The organism is Enterococcus sp. AZ196 (assembly GCF_050498845.1).
Lineage (GTDB): Bacteria > Bacillota > Bacilli > Lactobacillales > Enterococcaceae > Enterococcus_A > Enterococcus_A murrayae.
The window spans coordinates 918,001-934,905 of sequence record NZ_JBIPAM010000002.1 but is presented as its reverse complement, the minus strand read 5'-3'; the positions used below and the strand labels follow the sequence as shown (position 1 = coordinate 934,905).

Annotated in this window: 17 protein-coding genes; 7 read left to right on the top strand and 10 right to left on the bottom strand. The window is 40.3% G+C overall.

Annotation, left to right across the window (positions count from 1 at the left end; translation table 11 throughout):
- Nucleotides 1-38: 38 nt before the first annotated feature.
- On the bottom strand, nt 39-1,265 hold the full coding sequence (locus IGI67_RS22135; protein WP_429959310.1) for a dicarboxylate/amino acid:cation symporter: 1,227 nt from the start codon (nt 1,263-1,265) through the stop codon (nt 39-41).
- Entirely contained in the window at nt 1,262-2,107 is an 846-nt protein-coding gene (locus IGI67_RS22130) for an isocitrate lyase/PEP mutase family protein (RefSeq protein ID WP_429959309.1), read from the bottom strand. Before IGI67_RS22130 ends, IGI67_RS22135 begins: the two co-directional genes overlap by 4 nt.
- A gap of 90 nt (nt 2,108-2,197) precedes the next feature.
- Between IGI67_RS22130 and IGI67_RS22125 the strand changes: the two genes are divergently transcribed.
- From IGI67_RS22125 to IGI67_RS22110, 4 genes are read left to right on the top strand one after another with little or no spacing between them, the layout of a single operon-like run.
- A complete protein-coding gene (locus tag IGI67_RS22125) occupies nt 2,198-2,902 on the top strand; it encodes an ArsR/SmtB family transcription factor (RefSeq protein WP_429959308.1) in 705 nt (234 codons plus the stop codon).
- 40 nt (nt 2,903-2,942) lie between these two features.
- Nucleotides 2,943-3,860, top strand: coding sequence for a helix-turn-helix transcriptional regulator (locus tag IGI67_RS22120; protein WP_429959307.1), 918 nt, complete (start codon nt 2,943-2,945; stop codon nt 3,858-3,860).
- Nucleotides 3,861-3,915: 55 nt separating this feature from the next.
- Nucleotides 3,916-4,392 carry a GyrI-like domain-containing protein gene (locus IGI67_RS22115; RefSeq protein ID WP_207110539.1) on the top strand — a complete coding sequence of 159 codons (477 nt, stop codon included), beginning with the start codon at nt 3,916-3,918 and terminating at the stop codon, nt 4,390-4,392.
- Nucleotides 4,393-4,398: 6 nt separating this feature from the next.
- On the top strand, nt 4,399-4,791 hold the full coding sequence (locus IGI67_RS22110; RefSeq protein ID WP_429959306.1) for a DUF1801 domain-containing protein: 393 nt from the start codon (nt 4,399-4,401) through the stop codon (nt 4,789-4,791).
- A 123-nt stretch (nt 4,792-4,914) separates the two neighbouring features.
- On the opposite strand, the gene IGI67_RS22105 is transcribed toward IGI67_RS22110, so the two are convergent.
- Genes IGI67_RS22105 through IGI67_RS22095 form a run of 3 tightly spaced genes read right to left on the bottom strand, consistent with a single transcriptional unit; the run spans nt 4,915 to nt 9,487 of the window.
- Nucleotides 4,915-5,673 carry a nucleotidyltransferase domain-containing protein gene (locus IGI67_RS22105; RefSeq protein WP_429959305.1) on the bottom strand — a complete coding sequence of 253 codons (759 nt, stop codon included), beginning with the start codon at nt 5,671-5,673 and terminating at the stop codon, nt 4,915-4,917.
- A gap of 20 nt (nt 5,674-5,693) precedes the next feature.
- Nucleotides 5,694-8,246, bottom strand: a complete 2,553-nt coding sequence (locus IGI67_RS22100) for a metallophosphoesterase (protein ID WP_429959304.1) — start codon at nt 8,244-8,246, stop codon at nt 5,694-5,696.
- 5 nt (nt 8,247-8,251) lie between these two features.
- On the bottom strand, nt 8,252-9,487 hold the full coding sequence (locus tag IGI67_RS22095; protein ID WP_429959303.1) for a class I SAM-dependent methyltransferase: 1,236 nt from the start codon (nt 9,485-9,487) through the stop codon (nt 8,252-8,254).
- Between the two features lie 108 nt (nt 9,488-9,595).
- On the opposite strand from IGI67_RS22095, the gene IGI67_RS22090 reads away from it, so the two are divergent.
- A complete protein-coding gene (locus IGI67_RS22090; RefSeq protein WP_429959302.1) occupies nt 9,596-10,798 on the top strand; it encodes a WYL domain-containing protein in 1,203 nt (400 codons plus the stop codon).
- 1 nt (nt 10,799) lies between these two features.
- The gene (locus tag IGI67_RS22085; protein WP_429959301.1) at nt 10,800-11,726 is read left to right on the top strand and encodes a WYL domain-containing protein; all 927 of its coding nucleotides are present in this window, start codon (nt 10,800-10,802) and stop codon (nt 11,724-11,726) included.
- Nucleotides 11,727-11,766: 40 nt separating this feature from the next.
- Here IGI67_RS22085 and IGI67_RS22080 read toward each other — a convergent pair whose 3' ends face one another.
- Complete coding sequence (locus IGI67_RS22080) at nt 11,767-12,711, bottom strand: permease prefix domain 1-containing protein (RefSeq protein WP_207108824.1); 945 nt, start codon at nt 12,709-12,711, stop codon at nt 11,767-11,769.
- A gap of 3 nt (nt 12,712-12,714) precedes the next feature.
- Complete coding sequence (locus IGI67_RS22075; RefSeq protein WP_429959300.1) at nt 12,715-13,041, bottom strand: PadR family transcriptional regulator; 327 nt, start codon at nt 13,039-13,041, stop codon at nt 12,715-12,717.
- Between the two features lie 205 nt (nt 13,042-13,246).
- Here IGI67_RS22075 and IGI67_RS22070 point away from each other — a divergent pair, with 205 nt between their 5' ends.
- The gene (locus IGI67_RS22070) at nt 13,247-14,335 is read left to right on the top strand and encodes an NAD(P)/FAD-dependent oxidoreductase (RefSeq protein ID WP_429959299.1); all 1,089 of its coding nucleotides are present in this window, start codon (nt 13,247-13,249) and stop codon (nt 14,333-14,335) included.
- 142 nt (nt 14,336-14,477) lie between these two features.
- Here the strand turns inward: IGI67_RS22070 and IGI67_RS22065 are convergent, their stop codons facing one another.
- The 3 genes from IGI67_RS22065 to IGI67_RS22055 form a co-directional block, all read right to left on the bottom strand.
- A complete protein-coding gene (locus IGI67_RS22065; protein WP_429959298.1) occupies nt 14,478-15,041 on the bottom strand; it encodes a YdeI/OmpD-associated family protein in 564 nt (187 codons plus the stop codon).
- Between the two features lies 1 nt (nt 15,042).
- On the bottom strand, nt 15,043-15,744 hold the full coding sequence (gene deoC, locus IGI67_RS22060; RefSeq protein ID WP_207108820.1) for a deoxyribose-phosphate aldolase: 702 nt from the start codon (nt 15,742-15,744) through the stop codon (nt 15,043-15,045).
- 106 nt (nt 15,745-15,850) lie between these two features.
- Complete coding sequence (locus IGI67_RS22055) at nt 15,851-16,756, bottom strand: AraC family ligand binding domain-containing protein (protein WP_429959297.1); 906 nt, start codon at nt 16,754-16,756, stop codon at nt 15,851-15,853.
- Nucleotides 16,757-16,905 lie beyond the last annotated feature (149 nt).

The following is a 16,905-nucleotide window of genomic DNA, read 5'->3' as shown; positions in this document are numbered from 1 at the left end:
TCTTCTTTTTTATTTTCAGCGATTCCTTTAACTTTTTTCTACAAAACAGTGCTGTTCCTCTTTCGGAAAATCATTCGATCAACAATCATAGCACTGGGAATATTGCCAACAGAATTCAATAATGTGGCTGGAATATCAAATACTGTACTCAATAGAATGATGATCGACATCATTTCATTCGGCAGATTAAAGATTGAGATCATTAGTATTGCCGCGGATACGCCGCCTCCAGGAACAGTGCCCATGACGATTCCCGATAAAATTGCCGTTAAAATGACTAAGACTAAGGTGGAGAAATTCATATAATCAATATTACAAAGTTCTAAAATTAATAAAATTTTTAACACACTTGCACCTGTTGCTCCGTCTTTATGAATATTTGCTCCTAATGGAATGATTGTACTGGAAACATCTCTGTCAATGCCTAGCTGATCGCAGGCAGTTAGATTTGCTGGAATACATGCTGAACTAGATGCTGTCGCAACGGCTGTCAACGACGGAATCGTATTGAATCGCCAAAACAGCTTCACCTTCGCAACACCTCCAGAAAAATAGATGACGATACTATAAAAAATGAAATAAAACAAAATAGAGAATAAGAGAAAAAGAAGAAATATTTTTGCGTAGTTCTTTAAGATCGCAGCGCCTGTCTGACCGATACTGTATGAAAAATAGCAGCCAAAGCCAATCGGCGCAAACTTCATTAATGTTGAAATCATGGTATACAGAAGATCGGTAATGACTGAAAATAGCTCCTTTAATAACTTGGCTTTGTTGCCTAATTTTCTGATTGACGCTGCCGCCAATGCTGAAAATAGCAATAACGGAATCATATTCTCGGATTGAAACAGCTCCGGCAGATTTTTTACAGAGAGCATTCGAATGATTTTTTCTGTAAAGTCAACTTTCTCATTTATCTGCGGCAGCGTATTTATAATGGCATTGCTGTCAGAGGCTACCATAGACGGCAATGAAATACCTAATAGCAGTGCAATGAGACTCGCCGCCAAAGAAAACAGCAAAAATGTGACCATACTCAAAAATAAAATATGCTTGGCCTTTTCTACCGTTTTTGTAGAAATGATCGCTGTTATGACGCTAAAGAATATCAGCGGTGTGACTAAAACATAGAGAAAATTTAAATAGATGCTTCCCACAGGATAAGTAATAACCGAACTCTCTGGAAAAATTATCCCAACAAGCCCTCCGATACCTATACACAGAAGAAGTAAAAGGGATGATTTATAATTTGCGATGTACTTCATTTTTCTTCCTCCTGTGCTCCGTAAAACTGATTTACATAGTCATAAGACAATGTATCCTTTAGCAAGAGATCAAAATGATTTTTCTTTATCTGTTCACTTTGATTGAATAAATTAGTTATGCTGTTTCTACTCAACGAGGAGCCCAAGCTGACTCTTTTGACCCCGATCTTGTTTAATGCATCTATATTTTTTAACTGTTCATTTAATAAAACATTAATTGGCCCGGCAACTTCCTTAGTTACTATTTCCAGTTCATTAAATGGAATATTCCCTGGTATAAATACGCAATCGGCTCCCCATGAGAAATAGCTGTTGGCCCGTTCAATCGTCTTCCTCAATCGTTCTTTTTCCGAGCCAATCTGATTCCAGTAAATGTCTGTTCTGGAATTAATTAGAAAATCAATTCCCAGCTCATTCTTCAAATCGTTCATGACTTGCAGCTTTTTCTTCATTGACTGTGCTTCTGATAGTTTGTTGTTGGGCAAGCCATCTTCAATATTAAGGCCAACAGCGCCGGCAGCTAATACTTGTTTCGTATTTTCGTAGATCTCCCCCTCCTCTTCACCATACCCTCTTTCAAAATCAACAGATAAAGGGGTGGAGATTTTACTAGAAATGCGTTTAACAGTCTCTATTAAGAGACTAAACGGCAACGCTTCGCCATCTGAATATCCATTCGCAAAGGCTATTCCTGCACTTGTCGTAGCAATCGCCTTAAAGCCCTTTGCCTCAACGATTTTTGCGCCCCCTGCATCCCATATATTTGGTAAAACAAATAATTTCTTTTGCTTATGCAGCGCTTGTAACTGGGCCGCCGCTTCTTGTTGGTGAGTACTATTCATTTTATTCAACTCCTCATTCTGATAAGATAATAGTAAGTTAACACACAGATACTTCGATGACGGTCGAAGTGTAGAAAAGAGATGAAATTTATGAATGGAATCCCAAATCTGCCAGAAACAATTCAGCTTATTGGTGATCCAACAAGAATAGAATTAATGACTATTATGATCGATGGTCGCTATTACACCGTGACTGAACTTTCAAAAAGAACCCGCGTTTCCCTTAGTACCACGTCCTACCATTTAAAAAAGCTTACCCAGATAGGCTGGATAGATACTTATAAACAAGGAAAAAATGTGTACTATGGACTAATTAACGAGTCAATTGCGGACATACTGGAATTATTGATGACTATCTCCACACCTCAAAAGATCCAGTCCTACAATCAAAAACAAGAATATATAGAAATAAAAGAGGCCCGTACCTGCTATTCTCATTTAGCTGGAAAATTGGGGGTAAATTTGTTTGACTTCTTTATTGAGAAGGATTACTTAAGAAGGAAAAATCACGAAATTTCACTAACTGACGCTGGTCGAATATTTTTTGAAGAGATTGGGGTGAACTCACCTGAAGCGTTAAACGGAAAACTTTGCATGGATTGGAGTGAACGAAGATTCCATCTGGCTGGTCCTTTAGGTTCAGAAATTTGTGCCGCCTTTTTACGACGAGGCTGGATAATAAAATCCGATAAAAACCGAAGTGTCATTTTGTCAGCGGTTTCCCCTGCTTGGCTGCGGGCCGTCTATAAAAACAGGGACAGTCAAAAAGTACTCGTAAAGAATGAGCCGTCCTAATGTGGCATCGAAATCACAAGCAAGGAGAAACGTTAGTTAGATGAAAAAAATAGAAAGAATACTCGCAATGATTGTTCTGCTTTTAGAAAATGACGTCATCACAACTTCAGAATTTTCGGAAAGATTTGATGTCTCAAAAAGAACCGTCTTTCGCGATATCCAGACAATTGAAAATGCTGGCTTTCCGATCAGCTCCAGCTTTGGTCGAAATGGCGGGATCTCACTTATTGATTCCTTCAAGCTTCGCTCACTTAGCTTTACCGAAACAGAAAAGCAATTGATTTTGGATTCACTAACGGTCAACGAAAAAATAATCGGGGAAACGCATGAACCCAGTGTTTTAAAAGAGAAGGTCCGACTTCTTTCGAACCATTCATCAGACGATCGATCATTATCCTTAAGCTCGCCCACTGTTCACCGACCAGCAATTGAAAAATATGTTCTTGATATAAACAAGCAAATACGAGTTGCGATGACTAAAAAAATCAAAGCAGTGATCAAATACGCCGATGGAACTGGAGAAATGACCACGCGCACAGTGCAGCCTCACGAGCTGGGCCTATTTAATGGAAGCTGGTTTATGCGTGCCTACTGTGAACTGCGACAAGCTTTCCGATTTTTTAAAGTAACAAGAATTCGATCATTTACTTTAACAACTGAAAATTTCAGCCCAAAATTCGACAGTAAATCCGATCTTGCTTCATCTAAGGAATTTCAGATCAAACTAGAATTCCCAAAAAGCTCATTAGGAAGGCTATTTGACTATTATTTAGCGAATGAAATGCAAATACTGGACGATAAAATACGCGTCAGCTTTTCCTCTCATAGTTTAGAAGAAATAGCGGCCTATCTGCTTAGGTTTCATGGAAGTGTCACGATTTTAGCTCCTAATGAACTAAAACAAGAATATTCGCAAATAGTAAAAAAATTGAACAATGAATTAAATAGTGACATATAGCTGTCAGTATTGTTATTGCATACTAAGGATAATAATAGAAAAGGCGGCGAATTTTATGAACGTACATTTACAAAAAAAATCTGCATTTAAGGTAGTTGGTTTCAAAAAACACTTTCCTGTTGTTGAAGGCAAGGAAAATTTTGAGGAGATTGCGTCGATGTGGGCCTCCTTGACTCCAGAAATGATGGGCCAATTAATGACTGTCTCTGATGGTGAGATAAACGGTTTTTTGGGTGTTTCTGATGAAAATGGGCAAGAAAACTTTAACTACCTCATTGGAACAACTAGCAGGATAGACGATCACGAAGAGCTAGCTAGCATTGATTTTCCTGAAGCAGAGTGGGCGAAATTCGAATGTACCGGTCCTATCCCCCATGCGATGATGCAGCTGAAAAAGGAAATAATTTATTCTTGGCTGCCAAATTCCGACTACGACCAATTACCACTCCCTCGTTTTGAAATTTATTTTCAAGGCGACATGACATCTGATTCGTATAAAAGTGAGCTTTGGCTCCCTGTTAGAAGGAGGTAAAAAATAATGGATCTATTTAATGATTCTAATGTAAAAAGGAAGTTTGATGGGTACTCAGCTGAACAAAAGACAGCTTTACTAGAAATCCGACAACTAATTTTTGATATTAGCAGAGAAGTAGCCCCCGATGAAAGTTTGGTAGAAAACCTGAAATGGAATCAGCCCTCTTACACTGCTAAAAAAGGAACGCCGATCAGATTAGACACTTTTGGTGACGATAACATTGCTATTTTCTTTCATTGTCAGACACACCTTATCGAACAATTCAGAGAAATGTTCCAGGACGAGTTAACTTTTTCTAAAAACAGAGCGATCATTATTGATCCTGATGCGCCTCTCCCGATAGAGAATTTACGGATTTGTATTCAAATGGGCCTAACTTATCACAAAAATAAATAGCTCTTTTAAACAAAAAAATCAATCACTTAGCAACAAATACTAGGTGATTGATTTTTTGTATTTAAATTTCAAATAAACTTGAAACGCCGCAAAGAGTCGATCTCCCTGATTCGCCGGCTCCCACTACTTCACCCATTTCAAGAAAAAGGCATTCAACTCAGCAGAAGCGATCCCAGGTTTCTTATCAAGCTCTTTAACATATTCTGCAAAAAACTGCAGCTGCTCATCCAAAAAAGTATTCAACTGTGGTATTACTGCCTCTACGTCTAATTCGTCTCCCCTCTTCTTCCGAACCAATAGCTCGTCAATCACCTTCAACAACTCCGCTGATAAATCCGGCTGCTCCAATAATCGTTCAAACGCTACCGGCGGTCTTTGATGGTATTCTTTAATCCACATACATGCTAGTACTGGACGAAGCACATAAAAATATTTTTTGATTCGGACAAACTCTTTTTTAAAATATTCCCGATAGTTGCCTTCTGCCATATGAAGATAGTGATAAATCAACCGCTGCCCATCCATATTTTTTTCACTCAAGCGACGTAGTTCTACAACAAACTGAGTATCTTCCTGATAAACAATGGGAGAACTGAGCCATTCTAGTAAAGCGGGGTTGCTCTTTTGCAGCAAGCTCAGTGTCTTATCTAAATCCCAACCGCAAATATCTAATTGTTCATCAATAGGAAATTCTAAATGATCCTTTGTTTTTTCTAATTTCAAATACCAATCTTTTTCTCTTCGGTAGAGAAAACGTACATCATAGTCACTATCTTTAGAAGGAAATCCCCAAGCACGACTGCCGCTTTCTACTGCATAAAGAATCTCAATATTTTCTTGCTTGGCAATTTCTTGCAGGGCTTGTTTGATTTTTTCTTTCATTCCTATTCCTCCTACTTCACTTAAAGTCTTGGATCTAACCCTACCTCCTTGTCCATTTCAAACAATAAATTAGTTAAAAGATTCAAATAATCATTATTCTCCGCTGTCAGTTGAGTGGTAGGAAGCTTTAATAGCTCCTGAGCAAGCTCATACTCTTTGATCGATGTTCGTAATTTACGGAAAATATTTTTTCCTTGAATCAGTTTTTGATATTGGTGCGGACTGCGATAAGTAAACCCATAAATCAGTGTTAAATACGCTTCATTTCGAACCTTCAAAAAGGGTGCGACATGCTTTTTCTGATGCTCCGGCTTGATAACAATTCCTTCCATTTGCTGTTGCAGAGTCATTTGATCAAAATAATCTTGGGCCTGCTCCTCAGCATTTTCCGACCGAATATCTAACAGCAAGTATTCATCTTTGTTTAGAAATTGATAGATTTCAGATGTGGCTTGGTTCACAACAGCCTCTTCCATATTTTGATAGATGATTTTCAACAAATCAAAGGGCTTAAAATGCAATGGCGCTTCTTTTCCATAAAGTGCGATCTGCTGTTTGTACAAATCTAAGGCTTTCTCTTGATCCTGCAGCGGTACTTGATGAGGGGATGCCTTCAACCAGCCTCTAAACTGACGTGCTTGATGATCGCCATATTTTTTTGCCAACTGCTTTTTAGATAGATGATAGCTGTCTGTTTGGAAATCTGAAGCCGCTATTTGACTGCCTATTTGTTCAAACAGCTCAGTAAATTTGCTCTCCTTCAAAAAATTAACTTCTGTTTCGATTCCTTTAGCAACTGGTAAATACTCCAAATTGATTAAATTTTCACCCATCGCCCGCCATGGCAATAACTCACCATCCAGCAATAACATACGGATCTTATTTTTCTTCATGTAATCTGAAAATTGTGCCTGCAGCTCAGCAAAAACACCTTCAATTTCCGGGACTCGGATCTTGTAGCCCTTACGAGAAATCGCATAACAATCCTCCAGCTTATCAAACAAATAGACATTTGCTCGAGAACCCATATATTTTGGTTCCAACACGACCTGTTCAACACCCTGTTGACGATAATAGTTCAGTGCTTCTGACAAAGACTCTAAGTCATTTTGATCACTATTCGCTGCGGTTGGCGCCATCGTCCCCGATAAATACTGCACTTTATTTCTCACCATATGGAACAGTCGCTTACGTTCCTTATCAGATAGTCTCTCCCATGAGTGTAATTTAGGCCGTGAAAATAAATTCGGCAGTGCTTCAGTTGTTGTTTGTTCCGAAGAAACTGAAATCAACGCATTTCCTCTGCCGAACAGCTTAATCGCACTTAGCTTATTGCCATAAGCGACTCCTGTATCGATTCCATATTTATTTTTTATACGGTAGCTTTCCTTTGCGGCGATGTGCCCAAATACATGAACAGGAAGATTATACATACTTTCTTCTTCCAGCCATTGAAGCTGCTCTTGGATTGATTTTTCACGATTCAAGCGAAAATTTCGTTGATTTCGCAGTGAAACACTATCCATTTTTCCAAGGTATTGCTGATGGCATGGTGCATGGGTAACAATAAAGGACTGCTTTTCATCACCGATTCGTCGCAAAAATGGCTGGCTTCGCTCTACTAAATGATTGAATTTTGCCAAAGCTGCCGGCTCTTTCTTCAGGCAAGCAATTGATGTAAAATGCTGGTCAATCGTTTCCTGATCCGCCCCTTTAATCTCTCCTTTTAGATAGCGATAGACAAAATTTTCATGATTTCCCAGTACCAGTTGGAAATACTGCTGATTTCGATAAAGAAAATCAATGGTTTCAGTCGTTTGTTTGCCTTTGTCAATCCAATCCCCAAGCAGGATCAAAGAAAATGGTTGCTCCGTTGAAATCGTCATCTCCTCGCCAGTCACCTGATAGCCCAACTTCGATACGATTTTTTTCAAATCCGAGAGTGACTCATGAACATCTCCGATTACGGCGTAGTCCTGTTGATTAGACAATAACGTAGCTAAATAGGCTTCCTTATTGTCAACCTCTACACTAATTTTTTGAAAATCCTTTTGTTTGATTCGGTGAATTGCCGCATAGTCTTCTTTTGCCAGCTTTGGCAATACTTCCCGTTTCAAGCGATCTACGTGTTTGGTGATTAATACCTTTGAACGTTCAGACGCATAAAAATCTTCTCGCGGATAATCAAAAACAACTGCCTCTACACGATACTGTTTCTTGTCCGCGATCGCTTTGATTTCCTGACGAAAATCCTCTCCCAAGCCAATCGTATCAATAACCACGAATTCCGCATTGATCGGATAGCTGGTTAAAAACTCCAGTTTAGCGCTCAAGTAGGGAAAGGCAACACCTGAAGCTTCCATCATACTCGCCGCATATTTGTCATAGTCTCGACCTAGTAACTCTCTTCGCATGTCATCAGAAGATAGATGATGGATATTGGCTTGGAAATTCTTCTGGTCATCTTGAAAAGCCAGCTGCGGCATCAATACTTCCTTAGTGAAAGTTGTCTTGCCTGATTCAGTTGGTCCGATCAATAAAAAGATCGTATGGACTTTAGTCGTAATTTTCATAATATCTATTCCTTTCTTTCAATCATCGCACCTTGTGTTGTCGCGATCCCATTGACTTGATCTCCTGTTGTGAAAAATTGAATCGCAAATTCAGGACCGACCGTTGCTGATATCCATGTCTGAAAATCAAGTGCTCTCAATTCAAATTTGTGGTCTTCATGACGAAATTGTTTTTCCGACAATCCATAAAAACCGTTAAAATCTTTGTTAGGCGTGGACAAAATCAACCGATGGAATGGCTGATTCAGCAAACGCTGCAACAACGCTGCCGCTTCTTCCAAAGACATATGTTCAATGACTTCCATTAAAAGAATATCCCGGTCTGCTTGAGCTGGAACTTCGTCTAAAGAAGGATATAGAGTTACATTAGCCAGTCCCATTCGTTCACCGCGGTCTTTGGCATAAGCTAAAACCTCTGGGTCAATATCCACACCAATGTATGAATCAACCTTTTCAGCCATTCTAAAATAGGCTCCGCCGCCGCAGCCAACATCCAAAATATCGTGCTTCATATCCAGAAGCTCCCTTACCTTTTCAATTCGCGAATAGCCCGTTCCGCGATAAGAAAAAATAATTTCTTCGCGGCCGTTTTCTTCCAGCGCTTCTTTATAATTGAAAAATATTTCCTTTTTGTACATAAATTTTCGAACAAATAGGTTTCTCAAATAGTACGGTGCTTTAATAAATTGAAGTGCTTCGATTCCTCGTTGGATCAGTGATTCGCTTTCGTCTAAAAACGTACTGCTTTCCTTCGCTAAAAGCAGCAATACCAGGTGCGCGCCTTGAAGCAATCGTGAAAGCGAATCACAACTCATCTTCATTTGATAAAAGCCGTCCATTAATACTTCTTGCGAGATTTCAAATTCCGGTAGTATCCGACAGATGGATTGCAGCAATTCCAGTTTCTTTATTTCTATCATTGAAAGGGTCAGCTGATTAGACGATTTTTCCGCTTCAACGATTTTCATAGCCGACTTCAAGTATTCTGTCATTAGCGAGAGATAGACCTGCGGCGCAGAATACTGCTTCACATTCAAATAGTGCTTCTGTTCTTCCCTGGTTGAACGAAAGGACAAAATCGTTCCATAATCTTGAAAGTACATGCAATAGGTCTGCGGTGTTTCATACCAGCCAAAGCTCGTTCCATTTCGAATTTCACGCAGCTGCATTCCGCCTTCAGGATGTTTTTTGATTAATTGAGTAAATTCCGGATGATCGGAAGTAAGTGTTAAGATCGCCATGTTTGTTCCTCCTTGTGTTTTCTTGTCCTTATCTTAACCAATTCATAAAAATAGTTCTTTTAAAAAAGGGTGCGAACTTGATACAATGAGAAAAATAAGGAGAATCAAATGGCTAAAAAATTTCAAGAACTAGTTAAGCAATTTTCTACATTACGAAGCTATACGCGAGAATTTTTGATTTACGGCTTTAAAAGTCGAGAGGAAATCACTCTTTCCAGTCCCCGCACCTATGACAACGAACGCCGTCGATTAGAGAGCCTGCTTCATGACTATATCGAATCGCAAACTGTCAATAATAAAAAAATCTATCGTCTAGTTTTGCCGGCAAATCAAGCCGATAATCCGCTGCATATCCTATGGCAGACAAAATCCTTTACCCGTAATGATATTTTTTTGCATTTCGTGATTTTAGATATTTTGGCACAGGAAAACGCGTTCACTGTCAATGAGATCGTTCAGGCCATCGACGGTTACCTGTCCCTTTTCAACGACGATTATTTGATCGACAGCTTGACGATTCGCAACAAGCTGAATGAATATGCTCAGATGGACATTTTACGAAAGGAAAAGCAAGGAAAGCAATGGCTGTATGCCGTAAATCGCCGAACAGAATTTACTGCAAAGCAGCTGCAGGCGATTCAATTCTATAAGGAAACAGCGCCCGTTGGTGTGATTGGTGATTTTTTGCTCCAGCGTTACAAGGCGCCCTCTTCACCGTTTTGCTTCAAACATAAATTCGACAATCAAACCTTAGACAGCGAAATCCTGCTCTTCCTATTACAAGCCATCAAACAAAAACGACGAGTAAAGCTTTTCAAAGCAAATGGAGTCGAGATCCGTTTGACACCCTTAAAAGTCTACTCCAGCTGTGAGAGCGGGCGGCAATACCTCGTTGGTCTGCATTCAGGTCAATTGTATTCATTGCGGCTGGATTATTTAGAAAGCGGGGAGCTATTGAATGAAGCTGAACAGTTTTCTCGAGGACAAGAACGATTGACTGCGGCCGAAGCAACCTCCTGGAACTGCTCATTCACCGCTCGCAGACCAGTTAGCTATGAAATCCTGCTCCATCTGCCTGAGCACTATTTGTATCAGCGGCTGCTGCGGGAAAAACGACAAGGAACAGTTGAAATGCTGGAAGGAAATCTGTATAAATTTTCGATTAAGCTCGTTGATCCCCGCGGTATGGAGCCTTGGCTGCGAACATGGATGGGACGAATTGTTCGAATTACTTCCACGAATCGCACATGGGAAAATCAATTTTGGGCGGATGTTACAGAACTGAACAGTCTTTATGGATTGGAGGAATAAAATGGAGCTTTTTTCAGAAGTAAACAGTCTCTACTATCAGCTGATGACGAAAGCATTGCAGACAGAAACACTTGCACAACAGCAACAGTTATTGGATCAAGATGGTTTTAAAGAGACTCCCTTTGAAATGGTCGACTATTTGAAAGATGATGAGAACAGCTGGCATTTATTAAAGAATCACCGCTCAATCCTGAATCATCCACCACAGCCATTTCCTTTAACGAAATTAGAAAAAGCCTGGCTGACGGCAATCCAACAGGACCCCAAATTTCGTTCTGTTGGCGAACCCTTTGACTTGGAAGAAGTCGAACCGTTGTTTGATTGGCAGGATTATCAATATTTTGATCAGTTTATCAGTGAGGATCTGTTCGATGAAGACTACGAAAAAATTATTCAGCAATTGCTAGAGAGTATTCAACAAAAGGAGCTTGTGGTATTAGACTATCATTCAACTAAAAAAAGGAACGCGACTAGCCATCTTTTTCAGCCTTTAAAACTTGAGTATTCTATTAAAAACAATAAATTTCGCGTCCTAGGCAAGCGCAAAGCTGGAAAAAACTGGAAGCCGGTCGTTTTTAATTGTTCAGATATTCAGAACATTCAAGTCAAGGAACCCTTCGTGGCTAATAGCGAGCCAGTACATTCCAAGCTTTGCTCTATTGTTTGCGAACTAAAAGATGAGCGCAGTGCGCTTGAACGCGCGACCTTCCACTTTTCAAATTATCGCAAGATCCTTGAGCGATCAGATAATACGTTTTATCGCCTAACGATTTTTTATGAAAAGAAAGATGAAACGGAGCTGCTAATTAATGTCTTGTCTTTCGGTGCCCGCATGAAGGTCATTGAACCGAATCATTTTGTAGACTTGATTAAGCAGCGGTTGATCCTGCAGCAGCAACTTAACAACAAAAAGACGTTCGAAGCATAAGAGAAATGCTTCGAACGTCTTTTCACGTATAAAACCTAGGCTACTTTTTTACAAAGATCGCCTCCAGAACACTATAAAAAATCCCTGCCATAACAAAGATAATCCAGCTAAAGCCCCATGAATGAGTTAAAAATGACCAGCTAAAATAGATCATTACAACGATTGGCCAATATACCCGCTCCAGCAGATGCTTCGTACGAGCAGCATCCCCATATTTTTCCTGCATCGCGTTGGGTCCTAATGCATCCTCATCCGCAATGAAATATTTTTCCTTAATAAACTTGTCAAAGCTGCTGTAATTGATACTGCCGTAAATGATCAAAAATACACCGATCGCTAAAAAGAAGAACATCACTGGAATTCCGTATTCCGCATAGGTAAACATTTGGAAAAAGAAAATCGGCGATACGCTCAACACACACAGACAAATCCCAAAGACTAAACTAACCTGGAAGCTTTTTTGATACCCTTGTTTCAATTTCTGTGCTTCCTTATTTAAGTCTACAGGAATGTAGCGGTCGTTCAGCACAACATTGTTTTTAGAAAATTGCATCCCATTATAAATGATAACTCCGACACTAATAGCTATCAGAATGAAGAACAATAAAAAGCCCATCATCTCAGCGCCGCTGATACCCAACCCGACCAATGTTCCCACTGCTAGCAAACAGCCGCTGATGCCTAGACTGAGTCCTTTTGCGTCTTTCTTTCGCTCAGTCAAGTATTGATACATTTCGTCTTCTTCAATGCCGTCTTCAGGCTCTCTTTCGCGCGATGCAAATTCCAATTCTTCTCGCAGCTCGTCAACAGAGCCGAACTCACTGATGACTTGCCCGATTGCTTCGTGCTCGCTTTTTCCTTCATCTAATAATGCTAAATAATGGTCTTCCATAATCGTCAAAATCTCTTGCTTCGCACGTCGGACTTCTTTCGTATTTGGAAATTCGAGAAACAGCGTCTCTACATAATTTTTTATCGTATCCATAGTTTACCCTTCTTTCATAAATCGATTCACAACTATTTTAGTCTGCTTCCATTCGTCTCGCTTTTCTTCTAAAAAAGCCAAGCCTTTTTCGGTTATTTGATAGTACGTTCGTTTCTTTCCATGGGTAATTTCTCCCGGATAAGAATGGATGTAGCCATTTTTTTCCAACCGGTTGAAGGCGGAATAAAGCGTCGTCTCCTTGATGACATACACTTCCTCGCTCACATCTCTAATCTTTTGAGACACCGCATAGCCATAGGAATCGCCATCCTTCAGTACGGACAAAATGATGACATCATTGTACCCGCGAATTCCATCGCTCGAAATCATTTTGCCACCTCCTGAAATTACTTCATCTGTCGTTGTAATCATTGTACGACAATTACTACGACAGGTAAAGTAAAATTTTTTAGATTAATTGATAAATAATTTCTGTTATGGCAGAATCAACAACAGATATATGTATTTTTCCCCCTATTCAAACAAGCTTGGGGAAAAACATAAATTATACGCTATAAAGAAGGAAGTACGCTACATGCAAAAAATCGCAATTGTTGGCGGCGGCATCATTGGTATGACGCTGGCCAATTACTTAAATCAAAAAAACTATCAAGTAACCCTATTCGATGAGCCTACCGGACAAGCAACCAAAGCCAGTGCCGGGATCATCTCTCCTTGGCTTTCCAAGCGCCGGAACAAGCAATGGTACCAGCTTGCAAAAGATGGTGCGGCATTCTTCCCAAAACTAATCCAAGATTTTCAAATAGATCACACGATTTATCAACAATCGGGAACTCTGCTTTTACGTCCTGAGCATCAATTGGATGAGCTTCTTGCTTTAGCCGAGGAACGGAAGGCAAGTGCTCCTGAGATCGGCACGATCGAACGGCTTTCAGGCGAACAAACCCAGCAGGAACTGCCTTTGTTAAAGCCTCTGTCTTCTCTGAAAATCAGCGGCGGCGGTCGTTTAGATGGAAAAGCTTATCTGATTCATATGCGGAAAAAAGCGGAGGAAAAAGGAATTCATTTTGTTCCGCAGCGGGTTCAACTAGCAGATGAGCAAACGATTCTCTTCGACGAAAAAAAAGAAGCGTTCGATCAGATCATTTTAACTGTTGGTCCTCATTTGAAGGAGCTCCTCACACCTTTAGGTTATCAAGTAGATTTGCGGCCGCAAAAGGGACAGCTCCTGGTCTTCCAAACCGCGATCAAAAACAGTGGTGATTTTCCAGTTGCTATGCTGGATGGTGAAGCTGACCTGATTCCTTTTTTAGCTGGAAAAATTTTATTGGGCGCTACCCATGAAAATGACACTGGCTGGGATTTGAGAGAAACTCCTGAAGCATTTGAGCAGCTGACAAGCGGTGCGCATCGGTTTTTAGCAGAACCGGAAAAATTGTTGGCGGCACCCGCTCACTACCGGGTCGGCACCCGTGCTTATACTTCTGACTTTGCTCCATTTTTTGGTCCGTTGACTGATCATGTCCTTGTTGCCAGCGGATTAGGCTCTTCTGGTTTGACGACGGGCCCCTATATTGGCTATCTCTTGGCCCAATACCTGAATACCGGAAAAGCAGGCTGGCAAGGGTATCAAAAAGAGTTATCTCAGTATATTCACCGGTAAAAAGCAGCTGCTTCGAAAGCTATTTCGAAAAATACTTAACAAAATGAAAGCCGAACACTCAATTACTATCATCATTGAAAGTAATCAGAGTGTTCGGCTTTATATTATTCAATAATTTTTTTTGAGGTCGGTCTCTTTTGTATTACATCGGTTTTAAATTTTTTTCCAAGCGGTCAGTCATCCAAGCCAATCTGCTGGCTCTTCCAGCATCTGTTTTTGCGTCAAAATAAGCGCGCGTATAGGTTTTTCTGACTGAAGGCGGCATGTTTTCAAAGTTTTTTGACGCCTCAGCATTTCCTTTCAGCAGTGCTGATACTTCGGCAATCTGTTCCTCTGTGATTGCTGATGGTCGTGTGGCGTTCTCCCATTGACCGTTTTCCTTCGCTTCAGCGATTTTTTCACGCCCCAGCTCTGTCAGCAAGCCCTGTTCTTCCAGCTTTGCTACGATTTTTTTATTTTTCTCTGACCATTTACTGTTTTTACGGCGCAAAGCAAAATATTTAATGTAAGAATCTTCGTCAAGCTTTTTCATCACGCCATCAATCCAGCCAAAGCATAGTGCTTCTTCTAATGCTTCACCGGCCTTTAATGTCTTAACTTGCTTTGTTTTACCAAATACTAACCAGACACCGCCGCTAGTTTCCGCATTTTTTGACAGCCATGTGCGAAAATCTGCTCTTGTTTCAAATCGTAAGTTCTCCTCCATATTAGTTGTCCAAACCTAAAACGATCGGAGTCGATTTGAAGCCAATCCCCATACGGTCAATGCCCATATCAATCAATTCTAAAAAGTGTTCCCGCGTACGGATCCCGCCGCTGCCCTTGATTTTTATTCGACCTTTGCATTGATCCATCATAATTTCAATAACTTCCTTCGTAGCGCCCTTGCTTTCATAACCAGTGATAAAACCCGTACTTGTCTTAACAAAGTCTGCATTCGCGGCAATCGCGCATTCGCAGGCCTGACGAATCTGCTCTTCATTCAATGTATCGGTTTCAAAAATGACCTTCACCGCAGTTCCATGCGCATGACAAGCTTCGACGATCACACGAAGTTCTTTGGTAACATCCTCATATTTACCGCTGCGAATCCAACCAAAATTCGCAACAATATCCAATTCATAAATATCTTCTCGCTGACAATAGGTCTCTGCCTGCAAAACCTTAGAGGCAGTCGTACTGGTACCAAATGGAAAATCGCATACTACACAAATTTTTGTGTCTGTTCCTTTAGTCATCTCCGCTGCGATATCTAAAGAAGCTGGGTTGACACAAACGGTTGCACAATGATAGTCGATACCTTCTTGGATATACTGGCGAATCTCGGCTTCAGTAAAATCCGGCTTCAACACCGACTGATCGATATATGCACCTAACTCTTCGACGGTCATCTCACTAGCCCTTTTCATGGTTGATCCCTCCTATTTGATAAGCTTATCCTCTAATAAGAAGATAGTTCATTATCTGATAATTTAAGTATAGGGTATCCGTTATCCATTGTAAACGTTATCTTAGCTATGTCGCGCGATTTACCACAGCCTGCTGCTCTAGTTGTTTTTTTAATTCATTCAATGACACATTTTTAAAATCCTCATTTTTCATTCGCTTCCGATAAGCAGTGGCTGTTTCTCCTGTCAATTTCTTAAACATCCGGCTAAAGACAACCAAACTGTTAAATCCCGCTTGCTCCGCGACGCTCTCCACCGATTCATCCGTCATGGAAAGTAAAAATGCCGCCCGGTTGATGCGAACGCCTAAAATATAATCTCTAATACTAATATCCATATGATTGTGGAACACTCGTGATAAATGACTGCGATTAACCGCCAAATATCGCGCGATCCCTTCAACTGTCAATTGCTCTGCATAATGCGTTTTGATGTATTCTACAGCAGCTACTGCTAACGGCGAATATTTTTTTTGCTCACCTAAATGGACCTTCCCGCCGTCCTCTAAAAGTGCTGCTAAAAAACGATACGTCAGCTCATTTAAATGCAGTTCATTTTCTAACGTCTCTTCTGCAAAAGGAAGGCAAGCCAAAATCGTGTCGATATACTTTTGTACATCAGAAGAAACCATCGTATACTGGTCGGTTCTAAAGTGAGAGTGACGAATAATTTCATCCGCAGCAGCTCCGCCAAAAGAAAGCCAGCAATACATCCACGGATCTTCCCCGTCAGCTAAATAGAAGGTGGAATCTCCGGGACGAATCAAAAAGAGATCCCCCTTCTTTAAATGATATTGCTGATTTTTGACTTGATAAGTCCCTTTTCCTTCCATTACAATATGTAAAATATAATTCTGACGAATCGCTGGTCCAAAGGAATGGAAGGGCAACGTTTTTGAAATCCCGCAAAAATCAAAATGAAGATCCGTTTTCAAATGATGCTGCTCTTTTTTTAGAAAAATTGTCTGTTCCATCTTACCTCTCCCGTCTGATTTCCACTCTAAATTATACCGCATATTTTTTATGAATCATTAAGAATCCTCTCTTTTATTCATAGGCTTCATCGAAACGTCCCATTCCTCTATCCAAGCAGTGCTGTTTTATTGGATGGCGGCATTTTTTC

What these genes read in the sequence shown, in the direction of transcription:
- IGI67_RS22135 (WP_429959310.1), bottom strand. Translation starts at nt 1,265, where the DNA reads ATGAAGTACATCGCAAATTATAAATCATCCCTTTTACTTCTTCTGTGT.
- IGI67_RS22130 (WP_429959309.1), bottom strand. Translation starts at nt 2,107, where the DNA reads ATGAATAGTACTCACCAACAAGAAGCGGCGGCCCAGTTACAAGCGCTG.
- IGI67_RS22125 (WP_429959308.1), top strand. Translation starts at nt 2,198, where the DNA reads ATGAATGGAATCCCAAATCTGCCAGAAACAATTCAGCTTATTGGTGAT.
- IGI67_RS22120 (WP_429959307.1), top strand. Translation starts at nt 2,943, where the DNA reads ATGAAAAAAATAGAAAGAATACTCGCAATGATTGTTCTGCTTTTAGAA.
- IGI67_RS22115 (WP_207110539.1), top strand. Translation starts at nt 3,916, where the DNA reads ATGAACGTACATTTACAAAAAAAATCTGCATTTAAGGTAGTTGGTTTC.
- IGI67_RS22110 (WP_429959306.1), top strand. Translation starts at nt 4,399, where the DNA reads ATGGATCTATTTAATGATTCTAATGTAAAAAGGAAGTTTGATGGGTAC.
- IGI67_RS22105 (WP_429959305.1), bottom strand. Translation starts at nt 5,673, where the DNA reads ATGAAAGAAAAAATCAAACAAGCCCTGCAAGAAATTGCCAAGCAAGAA.
- IGI67_RS22100 (WP_429959304.1), bottom strand. Translation starts at nt 8,246, where the DNA reads ATGAAAATTACGACTAAAGTCCATACGATCTTTTTATTGATCGGACCA.
- IGI67_RS22095 (WP_429959303.1), bottom strand. Translation starts at nt 9,487, where the DNA reads ATGGCGATCTTAACACTTACTTCCGATCATCCGGAATTTACTCAATTA.
- IGI67_RS22090 (WP_429959302.1), top strand. Translation starts at nt 9,596, where the DNA reads ATGGCTAAAAAATTTCAAGAACTAGTTAAGCAATTTTCTACATTACGA.
- IGI67_RS22085 (WP_429959301.1), top strand. Translation starts at nt 10,800, where the DNA reads ATGGAGCTTTTTTCAGAAGTAAACAGTCTCTACTATCAGCTGATGACG.
- IGI67_RS22080 (WP_207108824.1), bottom strand. Translation starts at nt 12,711, where the DNA reads ATGGATACGATAAAAAATTATGTAGAGACGCTGTTTCTCGAATTTCCA.
- IGI67_RS22075 (WP_429959300.1), bottom strand. Translation starts at nt 13,041, where the DNA reads ATGATTTCGAGCGATGGAATTCGCGGGTACAATGATGTCATCATTTTG.
- IGI67_RS22070 (WP_429959299.1), top strand. Translation starts at nt 13,247, where the DNA reads ATGCAAAAAATCGCAATTGTTGGCGGCGGCATCATTGGTATGACGCTG.
- IGI67_RS22065 (WP_429959298.1), bottom strand. Translation starts at nt 15,041, where the DNA reads ATGGAGGAGAACTTACGATTTGAAACAAGAGCAGATTTTCGCACATGG.
- deoC (WP_207108820.1), bottom strand. Translation starts at nt 15,744, where the DNA reads ATGAAAAGGGCTAGTGAGATGACCGTCGAAGAGTTAGGTGCATATATC.
- IGI67_RS22055 (WP_429959297.1), bottom strand. Translation starts at nt 16,756, where the DNA reads ATGGAACAGACAATTTTTCTAAAAAAAGAGCAGCATCATTTGAAAACG.